At 48.5% G+C, this 19,387-nt stretch carries 14 protein-coding genes; 6 read left to right on the top strand and 8 right to left on the bottom strand.

The window, feature by feature from the left end:
* Positions 1 to 37: 37 nt before the first annotated feature.
* The gene (locus tag ACKKE8_RS09525; RefSeq protein ID WP_409177959.1) at positions 38 to 1,690 is read right to left on the bottom strand and encodes an oligosaccharide flippase family protein; all 1,653 of its coding nucleotides are present in this window, start codon (positions 1,688 to 1,690) and stop codon (positions 38 to 40) included.
* 283 nt (positions 1,691 to 1,973) lie between these two features.
* Between ACKKE8_RS09525 and ACKKE8_RS09520 the strand changes: the two genes are divergently transcribed.
* Entirely contained in the window at positions 1,974 to 3,350 is a 1,377-nt protein-coding gene (locus ACKKE8_RS09520; RefSeq protein WP_409177958.1) for a phenylacetate--CoA ligase family protein, read from the top strand.
* On the opposite strand, the gene murJ is transcribed toward ACKKE8_RS09520, so the two are convergent.
* Positions 3,325 to 4,851: a murein biosynthesis integral membrane protein MurJ gene (gene murJ, locus ACKKE8_RS09515; RefSeq protein ID WP_409177957.1), complete on the bottom strand. Its 1,527-nt coding sequence runs from the start codon at positions 4,849 to 4,851 to the stop codon at positions 3,325 to 3,327. The two genes, ACKKE8_RS09520 and murJ, sit on opposite strands and share 26 nt — an antisense overlap.
* A gap of 187 nt (positions 4,852 to 5,038) precedes the next feature.
* Between murJ and ACKKE8_RS09510 the strand changes: the two genes are divergently transcribed.
* Genes ACKKE8_RS09510 through ACKKE8_RS09500 form a run of 3 tightly spaced genes read left to right on the top strand, consistent with a single transcriptional unit; the run spans position 5,039 to position 8,745 of the window.
* Positions 5,039 to 6,301 (top strand): O-antigen ligase family protein, encoded by a 1,263-nt coding sequence (locus ACKKE8_RS09510; RefSeq protein WP_409177956.1) that lies wholly within the window; start codon positions 5,039 to 5,041, stop codon positions 6,299 to 6,301.
* 4 nt (positions 6,302 to 6,305) lie between these two features.
* A complete protein-coding gene (locus ACKKE8_RS09505) occupies positions 6,306 to 7,934 on the top strand; it encodes a hypothetical protein (RefSeq protein ID WP_409177955.1) in 1,629 nt (542 codons plus the stop codon).
* Positions 7,927 to 8,745, top strand: a complete 819-nt coding sequence (locus tag ACKKE8_RS09500; protein ID WP_409177954.1) for a hypothetical protein — start codon at positions 7,927 to 7,929, stop codon at positions 8,743 to 8,745. The genes ACKKE8_RS09505 and ACKKE8_RS09500 overlap by 8 nt, the downstream gene beginning before the upstream one ends.
* Positions 8,746 to 8,895: 150 nt before the next feature.
* On the opposite strand, the gene ACKKE8_RS09495 is transcribed toward ACKKE8_RS09500, so the two are convergent.
* Positions 8,896 to 10,245, bottom strand: coding sequence for a glycosyltransferase family 4 protein (locus ACKKE8_RS09495; protein ID WP_409177953.1), 1,350 nt, complete (start codon positions 10,243 to 10,245; stop codon positions 8,896 to 8,898).
* 211 nt (positions 10,246 to 10,456) lie between these two features.
* Here ACKKE8_RS09495 and ACKKE8_RS09490 point away from each other — a divergent pair, with 211 nt between their 5' ends.
* Both ACKKE8_RS09490 and ACKKE8_RS09485 read left to right on the top strand, forming a co-directional pair.
* Positions 10,457 to 11,590: a glycosyltransferase gene (locus ACKKE8_RS09490; RefSeq protein ID WP_409177952.1), complete on the top strand. Its 1,134-nt coding sequence runs from the start codon at positions 10,457 to 10,459 to the stop codon at positions 11,588 to 11,590.
* 163 nt (positions 11,591 to 11,753) lie between these two features.
* Positions 11,754 to 12,581 carry a M55 family metallopeptidase gene (locus ACKKE8_RS09485; RefSeq protein WP_409177951.1) on the top strand — a complete coding sequence of 276 codons (828 nt, stop codon included), beginning with the start codon at positions 11,754 to 11,756 and terminating at the stop codon, positions 12,579 to 12,581.
* A gap of 166 nt (positions 12,582 to 12,747) precedes the next feature.
* Here the strand turns inward: ACKKE8_RS09485 and ACKKE8_RS09480 are convergent, their stop codons facing one another.
* From ACKKE8_RS09480 to ACKKE8_RS09460, 5 genes are all read right to left on the bottom strand, one after another.
* Positions 12,748 to 15,864: a WG repeat-containing protein gene (locus tag ACKKE8_RS09480; RefSeq protein ID WP_409177950.1), complete on the bottom strand. Its 3,117-nt coding sequence runs from the start codon at positions 15,862 to 15,864 to the stop codon at positions 12,748 to 12,750.
* A 177-nt stretch (positions 15,865 to 16,041) separates the two neighbouring features.
* Positions 16,042 to 16,242 carry a cold-shock protein gene (locus ACKKE8_RS09475; RefSeq protein ID WP_087345359.1) on the bottom strand — a complete coding sequence of 67 codons (201 nt, stop codon included), beginning with the start codon at positions 16,240 to 16,242 and terminating at the stop codon, positions 16,042 to 16,044.
* Between the two features lie 105 nt (positions 16,243 to 16,347).
* On the bottom strand, positions 16,348 to 17,112 hold the full coding sequence (locus ACKKE8_RS09470) for a DUF4179 domain-containing protein (RefSeq protein ID WP_409177949.1): 765 nt from the start codon (positions 17,110 to 17,112) through the stop codon (positions 16,348 to 16,350).
* Positions 17,091 to 17,678, bottom strand: a complete 588-nt coding sequence (locus ACKKE8_RS09465; protein WP_409177948.1) for a sigma-70 family RNA polymerase sigma factor — start codon at positions 17,676 to 17,678, stop codon at positions 17,091 to 17,093. The genes ACKKE8_RS09470 and ACKKE8_RS09465 overlap by 22 nt, the downstream gene beginning before the upstream one ends.
* Before the next feature lie 145 nt (positions 17,679 to 17,823).
* Positions 17,824 to 19,122, bottom strand: coding sequence for a nucleotide sugar dehydrogenase (locus ACKKE8_RS09460; protein ID WP_409177947.1), 1,299 nt, complete (start codon positions 19,120 to 19,122; stop codon positions 17,824 to 17,826).
* Positions 19,123 to 19,387 lie beyond the last annotated feature (265 nt).

The following is a 19,387-nucleotide window of genomic DNA, read 5'->3' as shown; positions in this document are numbered from 1 at the left end:
TTCCTCCGTTTGTGGAGAAAGGGGTTTTTCGATTCGATCAATCGTTATTCGTATTGGAGTTTAACGAGGAAGCCTGCTTCTTCCGAATGAATTGAATAAAGGCGCGCAGCTTGTTTCCGCCTGGCAGCCAGTCCAGTTCCTTGTCCTCAATGAGTGGAATGAGGATCAGCAGTCCCAAGTAAACAACGAGTCCTACACCGACTCCAGCGACGGTCTCTATCGCTCCCAATATGCGCACTGGTTCTCTTCCCCTGAACAGGAAATCAACTGCCTCTGTCGCTCCCCAAGCCAGAATCAGCATGAGGTTAGCCACCAGTAACGGATAAATGGTATCGAAGCGCCAGTTAATCGGAATCGATACGTAACGGTTGATGACCCGCATATTCAATACGCAGACAAATGCAGTAGCAACCAGCCACGACAGAGACAAGCCGTCCATACCGAACATTGAGGTAAACACGAGTGTCGCCAGTACTTTTACAATGACACCATACAGCAGATGACGCGCAGGGATTTTTTCTTTGCCGATCCCTTGCAAAATACCATTTGTAGCAAGCAACAAGGAAAGCGGAATCGCTGTGATGCCTAAAATCGCCATTGCACGCGTGCCTTCCATATCACCATACAACGCCAGATTCGCCCCTTCAGCTACAGCTGTCAGTCCCAGACCGGCAGGTAGACCGATTAGCCAAGCAAAGCGCAGCGAGAGCTTGGTCAAAGTCGTAATCCGTTCCTGATCCTTTTGTCTGATCGCTTCGGCAATGGCAGGTACGATCGAGAGGGCAATCGACGATCCGAACAAGCTCGCCATTTGCAGAAGTGGTCCTCCCCTGCTGTAAATGCCAAACCACGTATCCGCTGTCAAGCCGTCCACATTCCATATGTAGCGGAAGATGTTAATCGCCAGGAAGGAATCGGTCAGGCTGAAAATCGGGATAACCAAGGCGCTGACACAAATCGGCCATGCGATTCGCCACATCGAGGCGAAGAAGGCACGATCATACCACCAAGTAAGGCGCCCCCACTCTGCCCCGTTAAATACGGAATTTTTCCGGTTGTGGAGCCACATGAGCAATGCTAGAAACCCGAGACTTAAAAATGTACTGATCATCGTACCGAAGTTCACTCCGGTAATCACGGTATCCGTATCTTCACCGAGTGACACGAGATACAGGGAAGCTACCAAAATAAATACGACACGCAACGTCTGCTCTACGATTTGCGAGAGCCCGACAAACAGCATTTTTTGATGGCCATAGAAAAAGCCGCGAATAACCGCAATCAAGGGAACGAACAGCAGCGACATGGAAATCGCTCGAATCGGCTCAATCAAATGCGGATTCCCCATGAGCTTTGCGATGAGTGGAGAGCTGGCGTACAGGAGAGCAAACAAGACAAGTCCGATGGCGCCCATCATGACCATGCTTCGGGCCAAAATTTGTCCAATCGTGCCTTGTTTTCCTTCAGCCAATGCCTCTGCAATCACCCTCGACAACGCTACTGGCACACCTGCTGTCGCCAATATGAGAAAGGTCAGGTAGAGAGGATATACTTCCTGATAGAGTCCGAGACCTCTGTCGCCCACTATCTCCTGAAGCGGAATCCGATAAAACATCCCGATAACTTTTGACAAAATCCCCGCTATGGCTAAGATCAACGCTCCCGCGAGAAAATGACTTTTTTTCAACATGGGTAACTCCTTTATTCGTCTCTTTGACTGGATACCCGTGGGGCAGCACCAATCGACATGAACCCACTCTCTATCCTACTATCATTTCCCTCTTCCAGCAAACAGGTATATCGATGGAATTTCGCAGGAATACTGGTGAAAAACAGATTCCATTGATTTTTGTGAAAAACGTCTCGACGTTTTTCATTAGACATAATGTGACCGCATGCGGTCTGCAAATTAACGATTATGGCCGTTCATTTGCATCGTCTGCCTGTGTGATCTGTGAGTAGGAGGGGATATTATGCCCACAACCGGATTTTTGATCCGCCATGTACAGTGGCCGTTAATGGAAGCGTTGAAAGGAAATCGCATCCGTCCTTACATGAAAGAATTGCAAGCAGCCGAGCATCTATCTGCCGAAGCGCTTAATGTGCAACAGCGAGAAAAGCTGGTGAAGCTACTCGATCATGCGGTACAAAACGTACCAGCCTACACTGCTTACGCCTCAGACTGGAGCAAAATGCGCGAAATGCCTGAACGTTTTTTGCAGCGCATTCCCGTTCTGACCAAAGCACACTTTCGGCAAAACGCTGATCAATATATGAGCCAAGGCCTACAAACAAGCGGGCTCATTGGAAATCGTACAGGAGGCTCGACAGGTGAACCAACCCATTTTTATCTCGATCGTCCAACTGTCGAGCGATATGAAGCTGCACGCTGGTTTGGGCTATCCTGGTACGGCATTCGCATAGGTGACCCATGTGTGATGATCTGGGGCTCCCCTCTCGAATTAAACGCCCAGCAAGCCCGCCTCTACCGCTGGAAGGAGCGCTGGTTGAAAAATCGCATGATGATTTCTGCCTACGAGCTGGACGAAAGACATCTGGAAGCAAACCTGCGCCTCATCCGGGATTTCCAACCAGCCTATTTATACGGGTACACTTCCGCACTTTATACGCTCGCCACAATGATGCTACGACGCGGCATGACACTCCAAATCCCGCTCAAAGCCGTGGTCTCTACAGCAGAAAGCCTGCACGAACACCAGCGACAAACGATTGCCCAGGCTTTTGATGCGCCTGTTGTGAACGAATACGGCGCCCGTGACGGCGGAATTATCGCCTATCAATGCAAGGCTGGGAGCATGCATGCCTTTTCCGGGAACTGTTATTTGGAGGTAGTCGATCCCATTACGCATATTCCCGTCTACAAAGGGCACCCAGGAGCACTGCTGGTCACAGACCTGCACAATACCGTCATGCCTCGCCTACGCTACCAATTAGGAGATGTCGTCGCACTTTCTGATTCAGCCTGCTCATGCAATCTCCCGTTTCCACTTCTTGCTTCGATTGACGGCAGAGAAGACGACATGTTCCTATCACGAAACGGACAGTACGTGCACGGACATTATTTTAATCACATCGTGCGCAATATGGAGAGCTTCCGTACCTTCCAGATCGTCCAGCATGATCCGGAGCGACTGAGCCTGCGACTGGTGAAGGAGCCCGCACGGTTTTTAGCTGCCGATGAAGCCAAGCTTTTGGCAGGAATTCGCTCGGCATTAGGTCAAGTGAGCATCCACGTTTCTTACGTGGAGACCATTCCCCCCGCAAGCTCAGGGAAGACTCGTTATGCAATCCGGGAATTTCCGCTTACGAGCGCCCTCCCGCTGGAGTAGACCGCTTGCGTACTTTTTGCAGCAGCTCCGACACAAGTGGCTCGCGAACCAAAATGAGCACGACGAGATATAAAAGAGCTGCACCGATAATTCCTAGCGGCAAGTACAACCAGACAGGCCATGCGGATAACCATGGATCGACGAGCAAAATAGCACCGGCCATGACTGCGCAGCCCAGAATGGTTTTCCCGGTAGTCATGAGGAAATTCGCTCGTACAGGGCTTCCTACTGCCCTCCATAGCAAAATAAACAGCAGGAGCGCTTGACTGATAGCCGAAACCGCATTGGCGAGAGCAATTCCGCCATGACCAAGCAACGGAATGAGCAACCAGTTGGAAAGAGCATACACAACGATCCCGATCGCCCCGATAATAACGGGTGTCTTCGTGTTTTCCAATGCATAAAAGGCACGAGTCAGCAAGTCTCTCGATGCTAAAAAGAAAAGTCCCACGCCATAAAACGGCAGTGCCCACGCTGTCAAAGCGACAGAATGCTCATCGAACGCACCGCGCTCAAAAGCTAGTCGGATGATAGGCTCTGCGTATAGCGCAAGTCCAACCGTCACGGGTAACAGCAAAATGAGGAGATAGGCAAGTCCCTTTTGCAGGATTTGCTTCATCTCCGTCATTTCCCCCCGCTTGACATGACTAGCCAACAGTGGGAATAACGGCAACGTAAACGCCCCGACAAAAATAGCCAGAGGCAATTGCATGATCTGGTTCGCATTGGCGAGAGCGGAAACGACGCCAGTTCCGAGTCCTTCCGCGAAGCCTCGCTCCAAAAAGGTAGTGGCCTGCGCAACGACTGCACCAATCAAAATCGGAATGACACGCTCGCCCATGCCTTTGAGGGCAGCGTCCTCACGCCAAGCGAATGAGAAGCGTTGCTGATAGCCGAATCCGCGCAAAGTCGGAAGAATCGGCAACAGTGCAGCCAAGTAACCGACTGTCGTAGCCATCGCCAATCCAATAGGACCATACATCGGAACGAGCACATACATGCTGACAATCACCAAAGCTCCATTGACTACCGTGCCAAGCGTCGGTGTAAAGAAATGTTGGTGCGCATTACAAATACTCGACCACAGCCCTGTTAACCCAATGAAAATAGCTGAAGGCCACATCCATTGCAGCATGCTAGCCGTGAGCTCCAGCTTCTCACCTGTCAGGCCAAACATCGCAGCAAGCTCGTAAGAAAAGACAACCCCTAATGTCGAGAGAGCAACGAATATACCTAAAATGATCGTGAGCATCTTCTGATACAAGTCAGTCGTCCGCTCTCCTTTTTCCATCATGCCGCGCATCGTCGGAATCAGCACAGCATTGACCGCTCCCGGTATGACCAAGAACAGCGTCAGCGGGATCGTCGCCGCGATATTAAACGCATCTGCCTCCATGCCAGTACCGTACAAGTTGGATACATACACACTGCGAAAAAAGCCTAGAAGCCTTCCAACGAGAGTCAGCACGACAATCATGGAAGCGATTTTTAACAAACTCATGTCCACTTATCTCCTATCCCTATTTGAAACCCTTCGTTCCAGGCTTTGTTCTAACCCTCAAACTACCTAGTTATCATATCTTATTTCTACCTTTCCTACCAACCTCTTTCCCCCGGCTTGCTACTGGGTTGTCAGATTCATTATAATAGGTAGGTTAATCCCTACCTGTAGGAGGACTACAATAAAAATGAGAGAAACCGTGTTGAAGTGGGGAAGCCAATCAACTACGTGGTTGTATTTGCTGTTGGCCTATCCAGTAATCGATTACGTCTTGCGACAGATTCTACCGATTCCAGTCATATCTTCTTTGTGGGATGAAGGACTGCTCATCGTTCTGATGCTGTTTACGTTTGGAGCCTTCTTGCAATCAAACAGAACGATGCCTGGAATCAAACATTGGCTTGGAGCCCTTTTCGTCCTCGGAGTTGCCATCATGGTGACAGACATGGCGAACTGGAAAGCGAGCGTAGAAGGATTCCGTTCCGTCTACCAGTACATCCTCGCCTTTTTCATGGGCTTCTATTTATTGAAGTCGATGGAAGACCTGGACAAGTTCATGAAAGGACTTGTGCTGGTTGGTTTCGTAGCGGCACTGTATGGTGTCTTGCAAGTCATCGTAGGCGTTAAAACACCTGAATCATGGGTGCAGGAAGGGGAAGCAGTTACCACGCGTGCATTCTCCTTCGTAACGAGCCCGAACGTATTGGGCAGCTATATGGCGTTGGTTACACCGATTGCCGCTGGTCTATTCATGACAGCGAAGGATCGCAAGCAAAAATGGATTTGGGCCATCGTTGCGCTGACGACTTTGCTCGCCATGCTGTTAACAAGCTCCCGTGGTTCTTGGTTTGCCCTTGCATTTGCTGCATTTGTTTGCTTCTACATATGGAACAAACGAGTCGCAGGATACTTGGTGATCGCAGGGATTATCGGACTTGTAGCCCTGTTCTTCGTTCCTGATTCTGTTCCGCTTGTCGGAAAAGTAAAAGATCGCATTTTCACGCTGTTTACACCTGAATACTTCGAATCTAGCAGCCAAGGCGGACGTGTTGGTCGCTGGGGTGAAGCCTATGACAAAATGCGCATCGAGCCATTGTTCGGTGTTGGGCTCGGCCATCACGGCGGAGCGGTTGCTACTCGCCATTTCGGAACGATTTATTCAGACAGTTATTTCTTCAAAAGTCTAGCTGAATACGGTCTGATCGGGATCATCCTGTTAATCGGAACTGTACTCACCATGTTCAAGTATGGTGCCGGACTTATCCGCAACCTCCAAGGCTCGCCGCACTTTTTCGCGATTCTCGGACTGCTGGGCGGATTAATCGCGGTAGCAACGCATAACCTCGTGGAAAACATTTTCGAGGTGCCGTTCATGGCCCTCTATTTCTGGCTGTTTGGCGGCTTCCTGTGCGCATTATTCGTCGACCAGACACAAAATAAAAGGTGGTGAACGCATGCGCCGCAATCCTATTCTCCAAACGATAAGCTGGGCTCTGTACGCCATTGCCCTGTTTCTCATTTACCATTTGCTCGTCAAGCCTGCGTTCCTTGATTTAACCTGGATCGCCTTGCTCATATTCTTGCCGCTGCTGGCGTTTTGCTACTTTGTGGTGCATCCTTCTGAACGTCGTCAGGTGTTGGTGTTTTCCATCGGCTTCTTGCTCTTGGATCGGGCACTGACACGCGTGGATGTGAAAACGACCGCTGCTCTGTTGATCGGAGGAGCGATCGCCATCATCGTGATTGCCCTTCTCGTGAAATGGTACGGGCGCCTCAACTGGCGTGCAGTCGGCTCATTAGTTTTGATCGCCCTCTTGGCGAATGTGACGTTCAACCGGGATACACTGACTGCACTCAGTCACTTTACTGTGAAATACGAATCTGACCGTCTGTACAACGGCGATTGGGTCGATTACTTCCCGATCACACTGCACGACGTCAATGGCGATGGCAGCATGGAGATCATTACGTATGGCAATGCAGAAGAACTCCCGCTGCCGGAAGAAATTGAAAAGCCGGAAACAGAAGAAGAGAAAAAAGCAGTGGCAGAGAAGCTGCGGCACTTGCAGTCCGAACCGATTTCTCTCTACGTTCTAACATGGAAAGACGGAGAAATGGTGCGGATGCCGACTGATCAAATTCCGGCGGATACGCTTGCGATCATCAAGGAAAAAATGCCGACTGATTATCCCGGCTTCCCGTATTACACGATGAAAGACGGTCAATTGGTACCAAATGTACAACGCCAGCCATATGCAGAGGGCATGATGCAAATTGGAACGGCACCGTACCGTGCTTTTGCTCTCGACATGGAAAATATCGCAAACCTGCTAGCGGAAAACGAAGGCAGTATGGACCTGCGTCAAACACTCGGCTCGAAATACACGGAGCTGCATATCAAGGATGGTATGCTGACAGGAAACTACGATGGCAAGCCTTTTGGCGGCACGACAAAAGCGACCAAGCTGATGACCACCATGATGCTGCCAGATGGTCGCGAGGGGCTCGTCGTCATGGGCGAGAACCTGAGTGTACTGTCTGTCGAGCCAGATGGCACACTGACAGAATCGTACACACTGACACGTAAACAGGCTGAATTGGCAACAGGCGAGTTCATTCCTGCCGATATCGACAACGACAAGGTCGATGAGCTCCTCGTAGCAGGCAAGCCTTCGTACATCTTGAAGCCAAAACCAGATGGCACGTGGGAAATTTTGTGGGCAAGCGGTGACTACGACAAGAGCTTCCGCTTCTCCAACTTCGCTACCATCGGCAACAATGAAAAGCCTGAGATCGTAGCGAAAGCGAGAAGCTGGGTAAGTACCACAGATACTCGCTATTTGGCTGGCTATGACTACACTCCAGAGGGCTTGAAACAAAACTGGCGCATTTACATGCCGCTGATCAATGTCCAAATCGGAGATATTGACGGCGACAAGAAAAACGAAATCGTTGCGAACATGTACAATACGCATCGCATTCTCGTGTTCAAGCAGCACAACATTCCGGTATTCGGACTCACAATTGCACTATTCGTGGGACTCTTGGGATACGGAGTCGTAAGGAGGTTCCGCCATGCGTAAAGCTACGAAAGCATGGGCACTGCTAGCTGCCATCTGCACAGCCTCCCTGCTCGGTGGCTGCACCTATGAATCAGGGACGAAGGCTTTTGCCACCACCAATTTTGACCAAAAGCCGGAACAGACGACCACGGTCCAAACCGAGTCAGGTGCGGAGTGGCTGAAAACAGCCCTGGAAAAAGGCAAGACGGATAAAGAGGCACAGACCTACTGGTACAAGGGCCATGTAAAAAATACGATCCTCTCGCGCTCCACAACGAGCATGTTCAATGGAGCTGTCATCAACGGGAAAGGCTACAATGTGGATGCACGCATCGCGGCCCAGCCATATTCGTACTATCGAATTCACGACAAGCGCTACATCAAGGCGAACGAGCAGTTTGTGACCGCTCCAGATGAGCCGCTTGCCTTCGACGTATTGAAAGGTTTTGAGGACTGGCTGCCTTTCATGGACAAGGCTGTCCAATTGCCTGAGGAAAAAGTTATTGGTGTCGTCAGCGTTCCGTTCCAATTGAAAATGACAGGAGCAGAATGGCTGAAAAATAGCCAAAGCCCACTGTTTGAACCATTGAAAAAGCAATTGGGAGAACGCCCTGATCTGGATTACATCTTGAAGGAATCCACGATCAAAACAACGATTTGGTTCGGCAAGGAAAACCGTCTGATCCACCAGTACGAGACGTGGATCATTCTGCCGCTGCCTGAAGCCGGAACGATGGACCAGCAAGTGATGTTCAACCTGTTTAAATACGGCGATACTGGTGGCATTCACATCAAGGAACCGGAAGAAGTAGAAAAATATTTGCTGTACTAAAAAAGCCTGCTACCTTTGCGTGGCAGCAGACTGATCGGTACGAATCAGGACCTGGCGATTATCGTCAGGTCCTTTTATTTTGAAGCAGAACAAGTATATCTGTCACGAAGAAAACCCCGCAGCCTTCTTTGGCTCCGGGGCTATGCTGTCCTATTTTTTTAGCAGTTCATCCATCAATTGCGCCAATTGCTTCGCCTGTTCACGGCGCTCATACGGTTTCACACGCTCTGCAAAATTTGCTCCGCGTTCCTCGCTACCCGTTTGTCCCTGTGCTTTCCACTCCTGATACAGCTTCAGGTACGCTTGCTTGATCTCGTCTTTTTGCTCTGGATCGGCTACTTGTCCGAGACGGAAATCTTCAATAATCTCTGTCGCTTCGCCTCTTTTGTTCAGAGCAAGAATCGGGTTGCCGATCCCCATGTATTCGTAAAGCTTGCCCGGAATATACGCTCCAGCGTCAGCGGACACATCCCCGATCAACAGGAGGGCATTAGCACCTTTCATCAGTCCGAGTGCTTCTTTATGCGGCAGGTTCCCCAACACGCGAACGATGTCACCCAGCCCCAATGCTTCTACACAGTCGCGATTTTCGGAATACCCCGGATAATCGAACACTCCGGCAAAGCTGAGCAAGAGATCATTTCGGTCTACTGCTTTTTCATCAATGAGTTCCCGGATGGCTTGCAGGAGAAGCCGTGGATTGCGCTTTTGATACAAAATACCTGCGTACACCGCATGAAATTTGTCCGGAACGGCATGGCTAGGAGCCAACCCTTGAAAATCAGCCTGATCAAACCCATTGTAGATCAGCTCCATCCGCTTGATACGGTTCTGGTGTTTTTCGCGAAAATTATAGGCGAAGGTCGCAGTAACGGTCGTGATCGCATCCGCTTGGGTCATCACTGCCTCCTCCATTCGCTCTTCCATGCGCTCCCGCCATTCGATGCCAGAGGTGTGCATATTTTGCGTCCACGGATCACGGAAATCCGCTACCCATTTACAGCCAAACTCACTGGATAGCTTTTTTGCAATCAAATGGTTCGTAACTGGTCCCGATGTGGAAAAGATCACATCGATCTTTTCACGGCGCATAATTTCCCGCCCCAGCTTGAGCGCATTCGGCATCCACAGGATTTGGTCGTCAGGAATCAACAAGTATGGCTTTACTTTTTTCAACACATTGACGATCTGTTTTTTTACCTTCGTCTTGAACGAAGGCTGTGATGGTGTGGACGTTGTATTGGCATTTGCTGACGCGGCTTGTCCCCCTCGATTCGGCAGCAGCTGCCACTCCTTCGCACGGTGAATGGTGACATCACTCGGCAGCTGTGCCAAAAGGGATGGATCGAGCGTCGCATGATAAGCAGGATCTACTGTCAGCACATGGACATTCCAGCCAAACTCCCCTAAATATTTGGCCATTTTCAACGGTCTGGGCACGCCGCCTCCACCAATTGGAGGAAATATGTAGCATATGATCAACACGTTGTGCGTATTCATTTACGTAACCGTCCTTCTCCATTTCAATTTTCCATCATCAACGATACCATAAGTGCTGTCTTATTGCGAATCTAGCAGGCATCTGCTATAGTGAAAATGGCTTTGTTTATAAATGATCGTTCATTTTCGGCACACCGCCTGTATTGGGTCGTGCCTCCATGTACATACCTCAGTAGAGGTTGTTTTTTAATTACGATTCGGGTGAATTCAGATGAGCAAATTACGAGTCCTCCACGTGATTGGCGGGGGGGAATTTGGCGGTGCTGAACAACATATTCTCAATTTGGTCTCTACTTTTCCAGTCGACGAAGTAGATGTCGCAGTCGTATGCTTCTATGATTCTCTCTTCGCGAGTAAATTGCGGGAATCAGGCATCCAAGTCATTACACTGAATCAGTTCGGACGTTTTGACTTACGATTGCTACAGGCTCTTCGGAATGCCTTTTCCACATTCCAACCAGCGATTATCCATACGCATGGGATTAAAGCCAATTTCTTTTCCCGATTGGCAGCTCGCGGTATGAAGGTACCTTTGCTGACCACTGTTCATAGCTCACTCCGTTATGATTATACAAGCTCCTTGGCCTATGCCATTGTCAGCATGATGGAAATGAGCACGAGACATTGGAACCGTCATTATATCGCGATCAGTGGTGCGATTGCCGATATTTTGCGGGGGCAGGGTGTTCGCTCGTCTAACATTAGCGTGATTTATAACGGAATGGACATGAAGCCTTATCGGCAAAACCATTTACGGGAGAATGACCGCAATCGACTGCGTGCGGAATGGAACATACCAGAGGACGCCTTTTTGTTCGGGACAGCAGCTCGCTTTGTTCCCGTAAAAGGTCTCCCGATTCTGCTCGAAGCTTTTCATACGCTTGTGACGGACAAGAAAGAGGCCACTTACCTCGTGTTAATCGGAGACGGCTCTGAGCGTGCTGCGCTCGAAGCCAAGGCTAAAGAATTGGGTCTGGAATCGCGTGTTCGCTTTGCGGGATTTCGGCAAGATATTCCTGCGTGCTTGCATGCCTTAGATGGCTTTGTCCACTCTTCTCTGTACGAAGGGCTAGGCTATACGATCATCGAGGCAATGGCTTCGGAGGTTCCTGTCGTAGCAAGCAATGTCGGTGGTGTGAAAGAGTTTGTTTTCGATGGCGAGACGGGGCTGATCGTCGAACCGGGAAATCCCGCTTTGTTGGCGCAAGCAATGGAACGGTTATGGACTTCACCACAGTTGCGTGAGGCCATGGTGAAAAACGCGCTGAATAAAGTAGAATCCACTTTTACCATTCAACTCATGACCGAAGAAATTGTTGCTCTTTATCGTACGTTACTGAAATGACGAAAAGCACGGTGAAACGCGAATAGCGGGCATCGTGCTTTTTTCATATGATTTGTTTGAAGAATCTGTTTTTATGGTTGCCTACTCATGATCAATCTGGTTACATATGAATTGGAACTATTTTGTATAGCAAGCTGCACCAGACAGAAAGGGTGAAAATGAGATGAAATTATTTCTTTCGGTAGACATGGAAGGTATTTCAGGCATTGTGGATACGAGCTATATTAACCCGGATTCGGGGGTTAACTATCAGCGTGGCCGCCAGTTTATGACGGACGATGCCAATGCGGTTATTGAAGCCGCACTTGAGTCTGGCGTAACGGAAATTGTTGTTGCAGACAGTCACAACACGATGAACAACATTCTCTGGGAAAAGCTCCATCCAAAAGCGAGACTGTTGGCAGGTTCTCCACGCGATTCATCCATGATGCAGGGACTCGATGAGAGCTTTGATGCAGCGATGTTTATCGGCTATCATACCCGTCAAGGGATTCCTGGCGTGCTCAGTCATACGATGTCCGGTGTGGTTCACAATATGTATATCAACGGACAAGTCGTGGGTGAGTTCGGCTTTAACGCCGCGATTGCGGGCATGCACAACGTTCCTGTTGTCATGGTGTCTGGTGATAATCTCATCGCCGTCGAAGCACAGGAACTGATTCCAGGCATTCAAACAGCAATTGTGAAGGAAGCGATATCCCGCACTGCTGCTGTTTGTCTCTCGCGTGAAGAAGCGACCGCTGAACTGAAGCGCAAGACAGCCAACGCTTTGCGCAACCGGAATAACATCCAGCCATTCCGTACAGCTGTACCTGTAGAGCTGGCGATGGAATTCTCGCATGCAGGACAAGCCGAGATGGCCGCAATTGTCCCGGGAACGCGCTATGAAACAGCAACTAACACGGTTTATTACAATGCAGCCAATCCGCAAGATATGTACAAAACGATGCGCGCCATGCTGAACCTGGCGTCGGGTGCAGAGTTTTTCTAAACAGGTGAGGAGGGAACGGAAGACTGATATCAGTTCTTCCGTTCTTTTTTAGGACCTTCCATGAAACAGTAACCCCACTTAGGAAAACGTTGCCCTGTTCATCTTCAAACTCTGGATGTATGCAATAAAGACCGTCCTGTAACAGCCTCATATCTTTTTAACAAATTCAGATTTTAGCTGCACTGGGGTTTCTCCCTATCTCTCTCATCCGCCTAATCTGATCGGTCACCTTTCGGGAAAACACCTGGTCAAACGACTCCACGGGAATCTCTTGCGCTAGCAACGGTCTGAGTACATTCTCTTCAAACTCATCCCAATTATTCTTATTGTAAATAAAGGTGCCAAACCCTTTTTCGGGAGTAAAGTACATATACTCGTGGCTATCGCCATCAATCTGTGACAAGCCGCAGATCAGACAATGAACCTCCAGCCATTGCCTTTCTTCCCGCGTCAAGAGCTCTTCGAACTTCCGGTGCTCTGCCCACATTTCAGTGATTAGCGAGACCATCCCTTGAATTTTTATAGGAGGCACAAGTTCCGGACGCAACCCGTCTACAAGGCCCGGCCCCAGCATAAATTGACGAAGTGTATCCGGCAAGGTAAAACCTAATCGATCTTCAGCTCTCGCAATCATATCCTCCCTAAACGAAAGGGAAATAATAGGCCCAAACTCCTTTTCCACTTGCGAGTTGAATTGGCTCAATGTTTCGTATGCCTTGCGATAACGGATCAGTGCCTCCATAGCTGTTTCGTTCACAGGTGCCTGTACATATTCACTATCTTCTTCATGGCTGCTTTTTAAAAATGCCTGATACTCTACTGAGTTTATCGCTCTAGACAGTCGAGGCTCATCTCGCAGATAATGCGATCCCATTGTTTGCATCCGCTGAAGAAAAGCAAATGCCTTCGCTTTCTCAGTCGGATCATATTCGCTCAGCTTCAGTAGCACAAGCGCTCTGGTGTCATAGAAATATTCAAGTACCGCTTCGCCCTCGATCGGCGACACCACTTTGAAGCAAGCCTTTACATGTTCCCATGCTGCCAGGCATTCTTCTTTGGATACAGCGTGTTCCATTAGCTCCCGTGCGAGCATATTGTGGCAAGCGCGAAGCGTTTGGCGGAGCTGATTGTGCTCCAGCCGGAAGTCAAATAATACTCTCTTGTTGATAGACGCAATCGCTTCACGGCAGGTCTCGAGAGCTTCTTCTATTCGTCCCAATTCATTGAGAGCATACCTCTTAAGGTCATAGATCGAGCTTATATGTGTGATATCCACATCCGTGGAATTTGATGCCAGCTCCTCCATTTGGAATACCAAATCTAGAACTTCATCATATTCCTGTTCATCCATATGAGACTGCGCCTCTTTCATTAGCCTATCAAACGGATTGAGATCAAAAATTTTGCTATTTTCTTGGGTTCCTTCATTGTTCGTGCTGTATTCGTCCTCGTCATCCTCCTCATCGTAAACCAAATCCTCTCTGTATCCTGCGGCAAGCCAAAGCCGGTGGACAAAATCACCATCGCCATATTGAGAGAACCATTCCAGAACCAGATACTTGCCGCTCACTTCCCATGCCTTGCTAATATTTTTATCACCCCAGCGCAGCATGATTGACGTATCGGGCAGCGGGTCGCCAAAAGAATCGGAAAGACGGTCAGCTATCACGGTAAAATACCGTTCAAACGCTTTGTTTTCCCATTCGGCGAGGAAATGGTAATACCCATAATGCTCCTCGCTCACATAGGTGCTTGCCAGGACCTCCATCGCGCCTCTTTTTTTATACTCGTCAAGCTCATCTTCATCTTCTTCCGATAGATCGTACACATCCCGTTCATACCAGGCATAGGGATAAAAATCTTTGGGTTCCGCATTCAGGAGGGCTTGTGCAGCAGCCGCAATATCCCCCTCCCAAAACTGGATATCCCCAAAATGCTGCGCAGGCTGCTTACTAAAAAACAGACTCTCCACCAAAAATGTATCCTGTTCTCCTTCATTTTGCCATACGATTCTTCCATCGGCATTGAATAGTCGTAATAAACCCTCCTGAGGATGATCCGTCCCCACTACTTGCAGTCTGCAAACTTCCCTTCCAGCTGCGTCCACATAGACGACTTCGCCCTGCCGGATAAGAAATGGAGCAATTCCCTTACCACTATAAAAGCCTAGTATCCAGCCTTCATTATCAGTCAGCGGCTCCAAATAAGGCATCTCCAAGAACTGGCCATCCATCGTAAGAATCCCCCACTTGTCATTGCGAAGAACGACACTGGCACTGCACTCATGAAAGCGATCGGCCCAAGCGTACTGTGCAGGGATAACCATCGTGCCGGTTTGATCAAAGAAGCCGAGACTTCCGCCATAATTTACATCGCCCTTTGCCAGCCCGCACACCATTTGGTCCGAGATCGACGTTCCCTCGAAGACCACATCGCCCTTTGTATTAAGATAACCGTTTCTCATGTTCATACTATTGGTATGATCACTGAAAAAAGCGAGACCCTCTTCGTTGAACTCTTCGATACGTGAATAGGTAGGCTTCACGATCCAGTTGCCTTGTGTATCGATCAATCCCCATAATTTCCCTTTCTTTGCAGGGGCTATTCCATCGTTTGTGTACATTCTGACATCTGTAAATTGCGGGGCAACCACCATTTCTCCTTTCCTATTGATTATCCCAACAGCGGAGTCCCCACGTTTTTTCACGGCAGCAAGACCGATCGGCGAAAAAAAGCCAACCTCGGCAAACGGCCCCTCGATGACTGCTTGTCCCATACAATCGATATAAGCATAACCATTGTGCAATCTAACCGCAGCCAAGCCTGCGCTAAATGGCAGTGCCTCCTGAAAACAGGGTTGGATTTTGATCTCTCCGTTTAAATCTATATAGCCCCATAATCCCTCTTTTTTGAATCTGGCCATACCCTCCTTGCCAAAAATGCGAGCATCTTCCAGAGTCGGCTCGATCAACCATCTTCCATTTTGATCCAGATACCCCCATTGTCCGTTTAGGTCTTGAGCAGCAGAAATATAGCCACCTTTACCATTTGGAGTAAAATTATGTACTTTAAGCAAATTCGGCTCACGAACAAGATTTCCGTTACTATCAATCAACGCATAGCGTAACCCGAGCGTTTTATCAAGTGGAAAACGTGCTACATATGGTGGATGAAACACGTTGCTATTTTCCGTCATGACAGCTTCTCCTCCGCATTTTAAATAGTGATGCTGGTTAAACGAAATGAGCATAAAAACAAGCATTCGATCATCTTCGCCATACATGCTCCGCTCTCCTTTTTATGTAAATAACGCAATAGAAAAATGCCCGTTAGTTGAATAGCTGAACACCAATCTAACACTTTATTTCTCAGTCTCTTTCCCCCACTACAGCTACTCCTAACCCAGAGAAAAAATAAAAAAAGCAGACCCATCACCTGAGTCTGCTTGTCGTTTCAGCTCTTATACTTTCCGAACATTCGTCGCTTGAGGACCGCGTTGACCGTTTTCTACGTCAAACTCAACCTCTTGCCCTTCGTCCAAGGATTTGTACCCTTCGCCCTGAATAGCGGAGAAGTGAACGAATACGTCATCTCCACCATCACGCTCGATAAAACCGAAACCTTTTTCACTGTTGAACCACTTTACTCTTCCACGTTCCATTTTTGCCTCCTAGCATGTAACCCTTACATGACATTTGAAATATTGTCTTACCTCGGTTACTATTGCCATTTACGAGGCTTATTATACGTGACCGAACTTTTTTTCCTATTTCGCAGCCTTAGTTGCTTCTTTTGCTTTGCTCTGATCCACAATAAATTGTCCCTTCCAGTTGCCCTTTGTTTTGCCGATCCGGTTCACATCGATATTTAAGGTGAGTGGCTGTGGTAGCTCGGAACTACTGGTAGCGAAGGCAAGAACGCCCTCTGGCTTGTCATGATCGGCTATTCCCACCTCTACTTCCTTACCGGACTCGTCTGTTAAGTAAAAAGGCAAATAATCCTCTTTGCTGGTCCCGATAAAGTTTAGGACACTCGTACCTTCCACGCCTTTATCCTGGTACACCGGATTGCCATTTTGTTCGCCTACCACATCTAATCCTGTCGTATCGAATTCGAAAGGCACCAGTTCTCCATTTTGTTGTTCAATGCGATAGTGCAGCAGAACTTTGGTTTCTTCCGCATATACTTCCGTAAAATGAATCGTAATCCCCTGATCGGTAATTTTTTGATCGATTGGAATGGACAGCCCTTCTGCCGCTGCTCGCTTAACCCCTTCACCCACCAAACTGTTCAAATCTTTTGGTTTGTCTGCAAAATAAGAGGTTCCATTTAAAGCCGCATATACTCCAGTCGGCAGTATAATAGCAGCAACTAATCCCATCATAACTAATTTTTTCTTCATCGTTACAGGCTCCTTTTTTTCGTGATAGCGATGAAAGGACTGCCTGACGCGCTGGTCGAGTTCATCAGGGATCGTGGTTTCGTCAATTTGTTTGGTGAGAGACTGTTTTATGATTTTTTCGATAGACATGTTTGGAGTTCCTCCTCATTCCATGCGACGTCAATCCACTCTCGGATTCGCTTTAATGCCAGATGATTTCTCGATTTTGCTGTGCCCACTGGTATTTGCAGCAATTCAGCAATCTGATCGTACGTATAATCGTAGTAATACCGATAGATCACGACGATGCGCAGCTTGAACGGCAGCTTTTGGATTGCTTGCTGCATCTCTGTGGCAGACTCCATCGCAAGCATTGGCTCATCTGGCGTTTCGACATGTTGCTTTTCATCCAAGCTCTGTTTTCGTTCTAACAGACGGAATCTTCTCCAAATCTGTCTACGCCAGTTTTTCACCTGTCTAATGACAATCCCATTTACCCAGAATAGAAACGGACGCTTGCGATCATAGGCAGGCAGTGATCTCCATAGCTGATAGTAAATTTCGCTTACAATATCTTGAACATCTTCTTTATTCGTAACCATAGCTGCTACAGTACCGTAAATTTTTGTCCGCGTCATGCTGTAGATCACTTCAAAAGCTTCTTGATCTCCATCAAGCAAACGGTCCAGCCACAGTTCTAACATTTGATCATTCATCGGAGGGCCCCCTGAAATTGTATACACCTTGTATTGGCTCTCTCGTTCAATATGGTTCACTACTTTATGAAAAAAACCTCTCCAAACGCTTTTACGTGCGTTTAGAGAGGTTTTGGCATTCAAATCAGTGGAACTTGTTTAAGAATTAAATGCGAATCACAGTCGCCTTGCTGACAAGGTCACGCGGGATGCGGTTCTTCGTATCGAAGAGGATCGGCGCGTCAGCCATCTTTTCAGCAACATGGGCCCAATCTGCCTCTGCAACTTCCTTTTGCACAGCAGTCAGGAACAACGCATCTGCTCCATTCACTGCTTTGTCCAGACTGTCAACCTTGTGATCATACACAGTAGGAACAGCCGGATCGTAGGAACGAACGTCTACTCCTTTTGCCATGAGCAGCTTGATCAGGTCGTGGACAGGGCTTACGCGGTCGTCATTGGAAAAGTCTTTCATCGCCATCCCTAATACAGCTACGCGGCTTCCTGCCAATGTCTTGCCATTATTCTTCAAGGCTTGCTCGAGCATGCTGATCAACACTTCAGGTACTGCATCATTCGTGTTGCGAGCCAGTTGCAAAATCGGCAGGTTTACTTCCAATTCACGTGCCTTAGGCTGCAAGTAGTACAGCGCATTAGGCAAGCAGAAGCCGCCTACACCCGGTCCTGGCGATAACAGGTTTACACGCGTGTGCGTATTGGCAACCTTGATCAGCTCGAACGTATCGATGCCGAACGCCTCGGAGAAACGAGCAAATTCCTGTACCATCGCGATGTTCACATCACGCTGGATGTTCTCGATGACTTTCGCTGTCTCGACTACACGGATATCCGTAATCGTGATGTCCGTCTCGCTGATGAAGGACAACAACTCTTTTCCTTTTTCAGCGCTTTGTTCATTGATACCACCCAGAACGAGCGGCATATGGATGAACTCTTCAAAAGCACGCCCTTCTGCAATTCGCTCCGAGCAATATGTCAGGTAGAAATCGACACCAGCAACAAGACCGCTTGTTTCCTCCAAAATCGGCAGAATTACGTCTTCTGTCGTTCCTGGCACGACGGTACTGCGGATCATGATGGTATCGCCTTTTTTCAGTACGCGACCGAGCGATTGCGCACAGCTTTTCAGCGGTCCGAGATCAGGATCGCCGTTATGAACAGGCAATCCGACTGTTACAATATAGTTATGGACTTCCGCAGCCGCTTCCTCGTAGGAGGACGTTGCACGGAAACGTTTTGCTTCAATCTGCTCTTTGAGGATCTCTGGCAACGTTTTCCCCTGATAGGACTCCAGGTGATGGGAATGTGCCGCATTGATCTCATCGACGACATGCGGTAAGACGTCAATACCGATGACGTTTGCTCCTTTCATGGCATAGGTAAGCGCCAAGGGCAAGCCTACAAACCCCAATCCCACAACAGCTACGCGTACAGGTTGAGTCATTGCGTATCTCCTCTTTCACATTCTCTAAGTACGGTCCGTATGACTTTGGTAGTCACGCGGCCAACTTGCGCATTTTTTTAGGACAGGTAGTAAACACCTGCAGCGATAAAAAGCACACACAATCCGATGAGGACCTTGTACAACGTTTCCAAGGCTGTTCCTCCCCCATACAATCTTGGCTTGTCCTCTTTTTCGTAAAAAGGACTTTGATTGGGCAGAATAGTTTGGTACTCTTTCGCCAAATCAAATTATACTCTCGTTTGAA

This window comes from Brevibacillus fortis, from assembly GCF_046196545.1.
Classification (GTDB): Bacteria; Bacillota; Bacilli; order Brevibacillales; family Brevibacillaceae; genus Brevibacillus; species Brevibacillus fortis_A.
Note: the sequence above shows the minus strand (reverse complement) of the source record. Positions and strands in the feature narration are given on the sequence as shown.

Coding starts and splice junctions, on each gene's coding strand:
- murJ (WP_409177957.1), bottom strand. CDS start 4,851: ATGAGTTTGTTAAAAATCGCTTCCATGATTGTCGTGCTGACTCTCGTT.
- ACKKE8_RS09520 (WP_409177958.1), top strand. CDS start 1,974: ATGCCCACAACCGGATTTTTGATCCGCCATGTACAGTGGCCGTTAATG.
- ACKKE8_RS09470 (WP_409177949.1), bottom strand. CDS start 17,112: ATGTCTATCGAAAAAATCATAAAACAGTCTCTCACCAAACAAATTGAC.
- ACKKE8_RS09495 (WP_409177953.1), bottom strand. CDS start 10,245: ATGAATACGCACAACGTGTTGATCATATGCTACATATTTCCTCCAATT.
- ACKKE8_RS09490 (WP_409177952.1), top strand. CDS start 10,457: ATGAGCAAATTACGAGTCCTCCACGTGATTGGCGGGGGGGAATTTGGC.
- ACKKE8_RS09500 (WP_409177954.1), top strand. CDS start 7,927: ATGCGTAAAGCTACGAAAGCATGGGCACTGCTAGCTGCCATCTGCACA.
- ACKKE8_RS09465 (WP_409177948.1), bottom strand. CDS start 17,678: ATGAATGATCAAATGTTAGAACTGTGGCTGGACCGTTTGCTTGATGGA.
- ACKKE8_RS09460 (WP_409177947.1), bottom strand. CDS start 19,122: ATGACTCAACCTGTACGCGTAGCTGTTGTGGGATTGGGGTTTGTAGGC.
- ACKKE8_RS09485 (WP_409177951.1), top strand. CDS start 11,754: ATGAAATTATTTCTTTCGGTAGACATGGAAGGTATTTCAGGCATTGTG.
- ACKKE8_RS09505 (WP_409177955.1), top strand. CDS start 6,306: ATGCGCCGCAATCCTATTCTCCAAACGATAAGCTGGGCTCTGTACGCC.
- ACKKE8_RS09480 (WP_409177950.1), bottom strand. CDS start 15,864: ATGTATGGCGAAGATGATCGAATGCTTGTTTTTATGCTCATTTCGTTT.
- ACKKE8_RS09510 (WP_409177956.1), top strand. CDS start 5,039: ATGAGAGAAACCGTGTTGAAGTGGGGAAGCCAATCAACTACGTGGTTG.
- ACKKE8_RS09475 (WP_087345359.1), bottom strand. CDS start 16,242: ATGGAACGTGGAAGAGTAAAGTGGTTCAACAGTGAAAAAGGTTTCGGT.
- ACKKE8_RS09525 (WP_409177959.1), bottom strand. CDS start 1,690: ATGTTGAAAAAAAGTCATTTTCTCGCGGGAGCGTTGATCTTAGCCATA.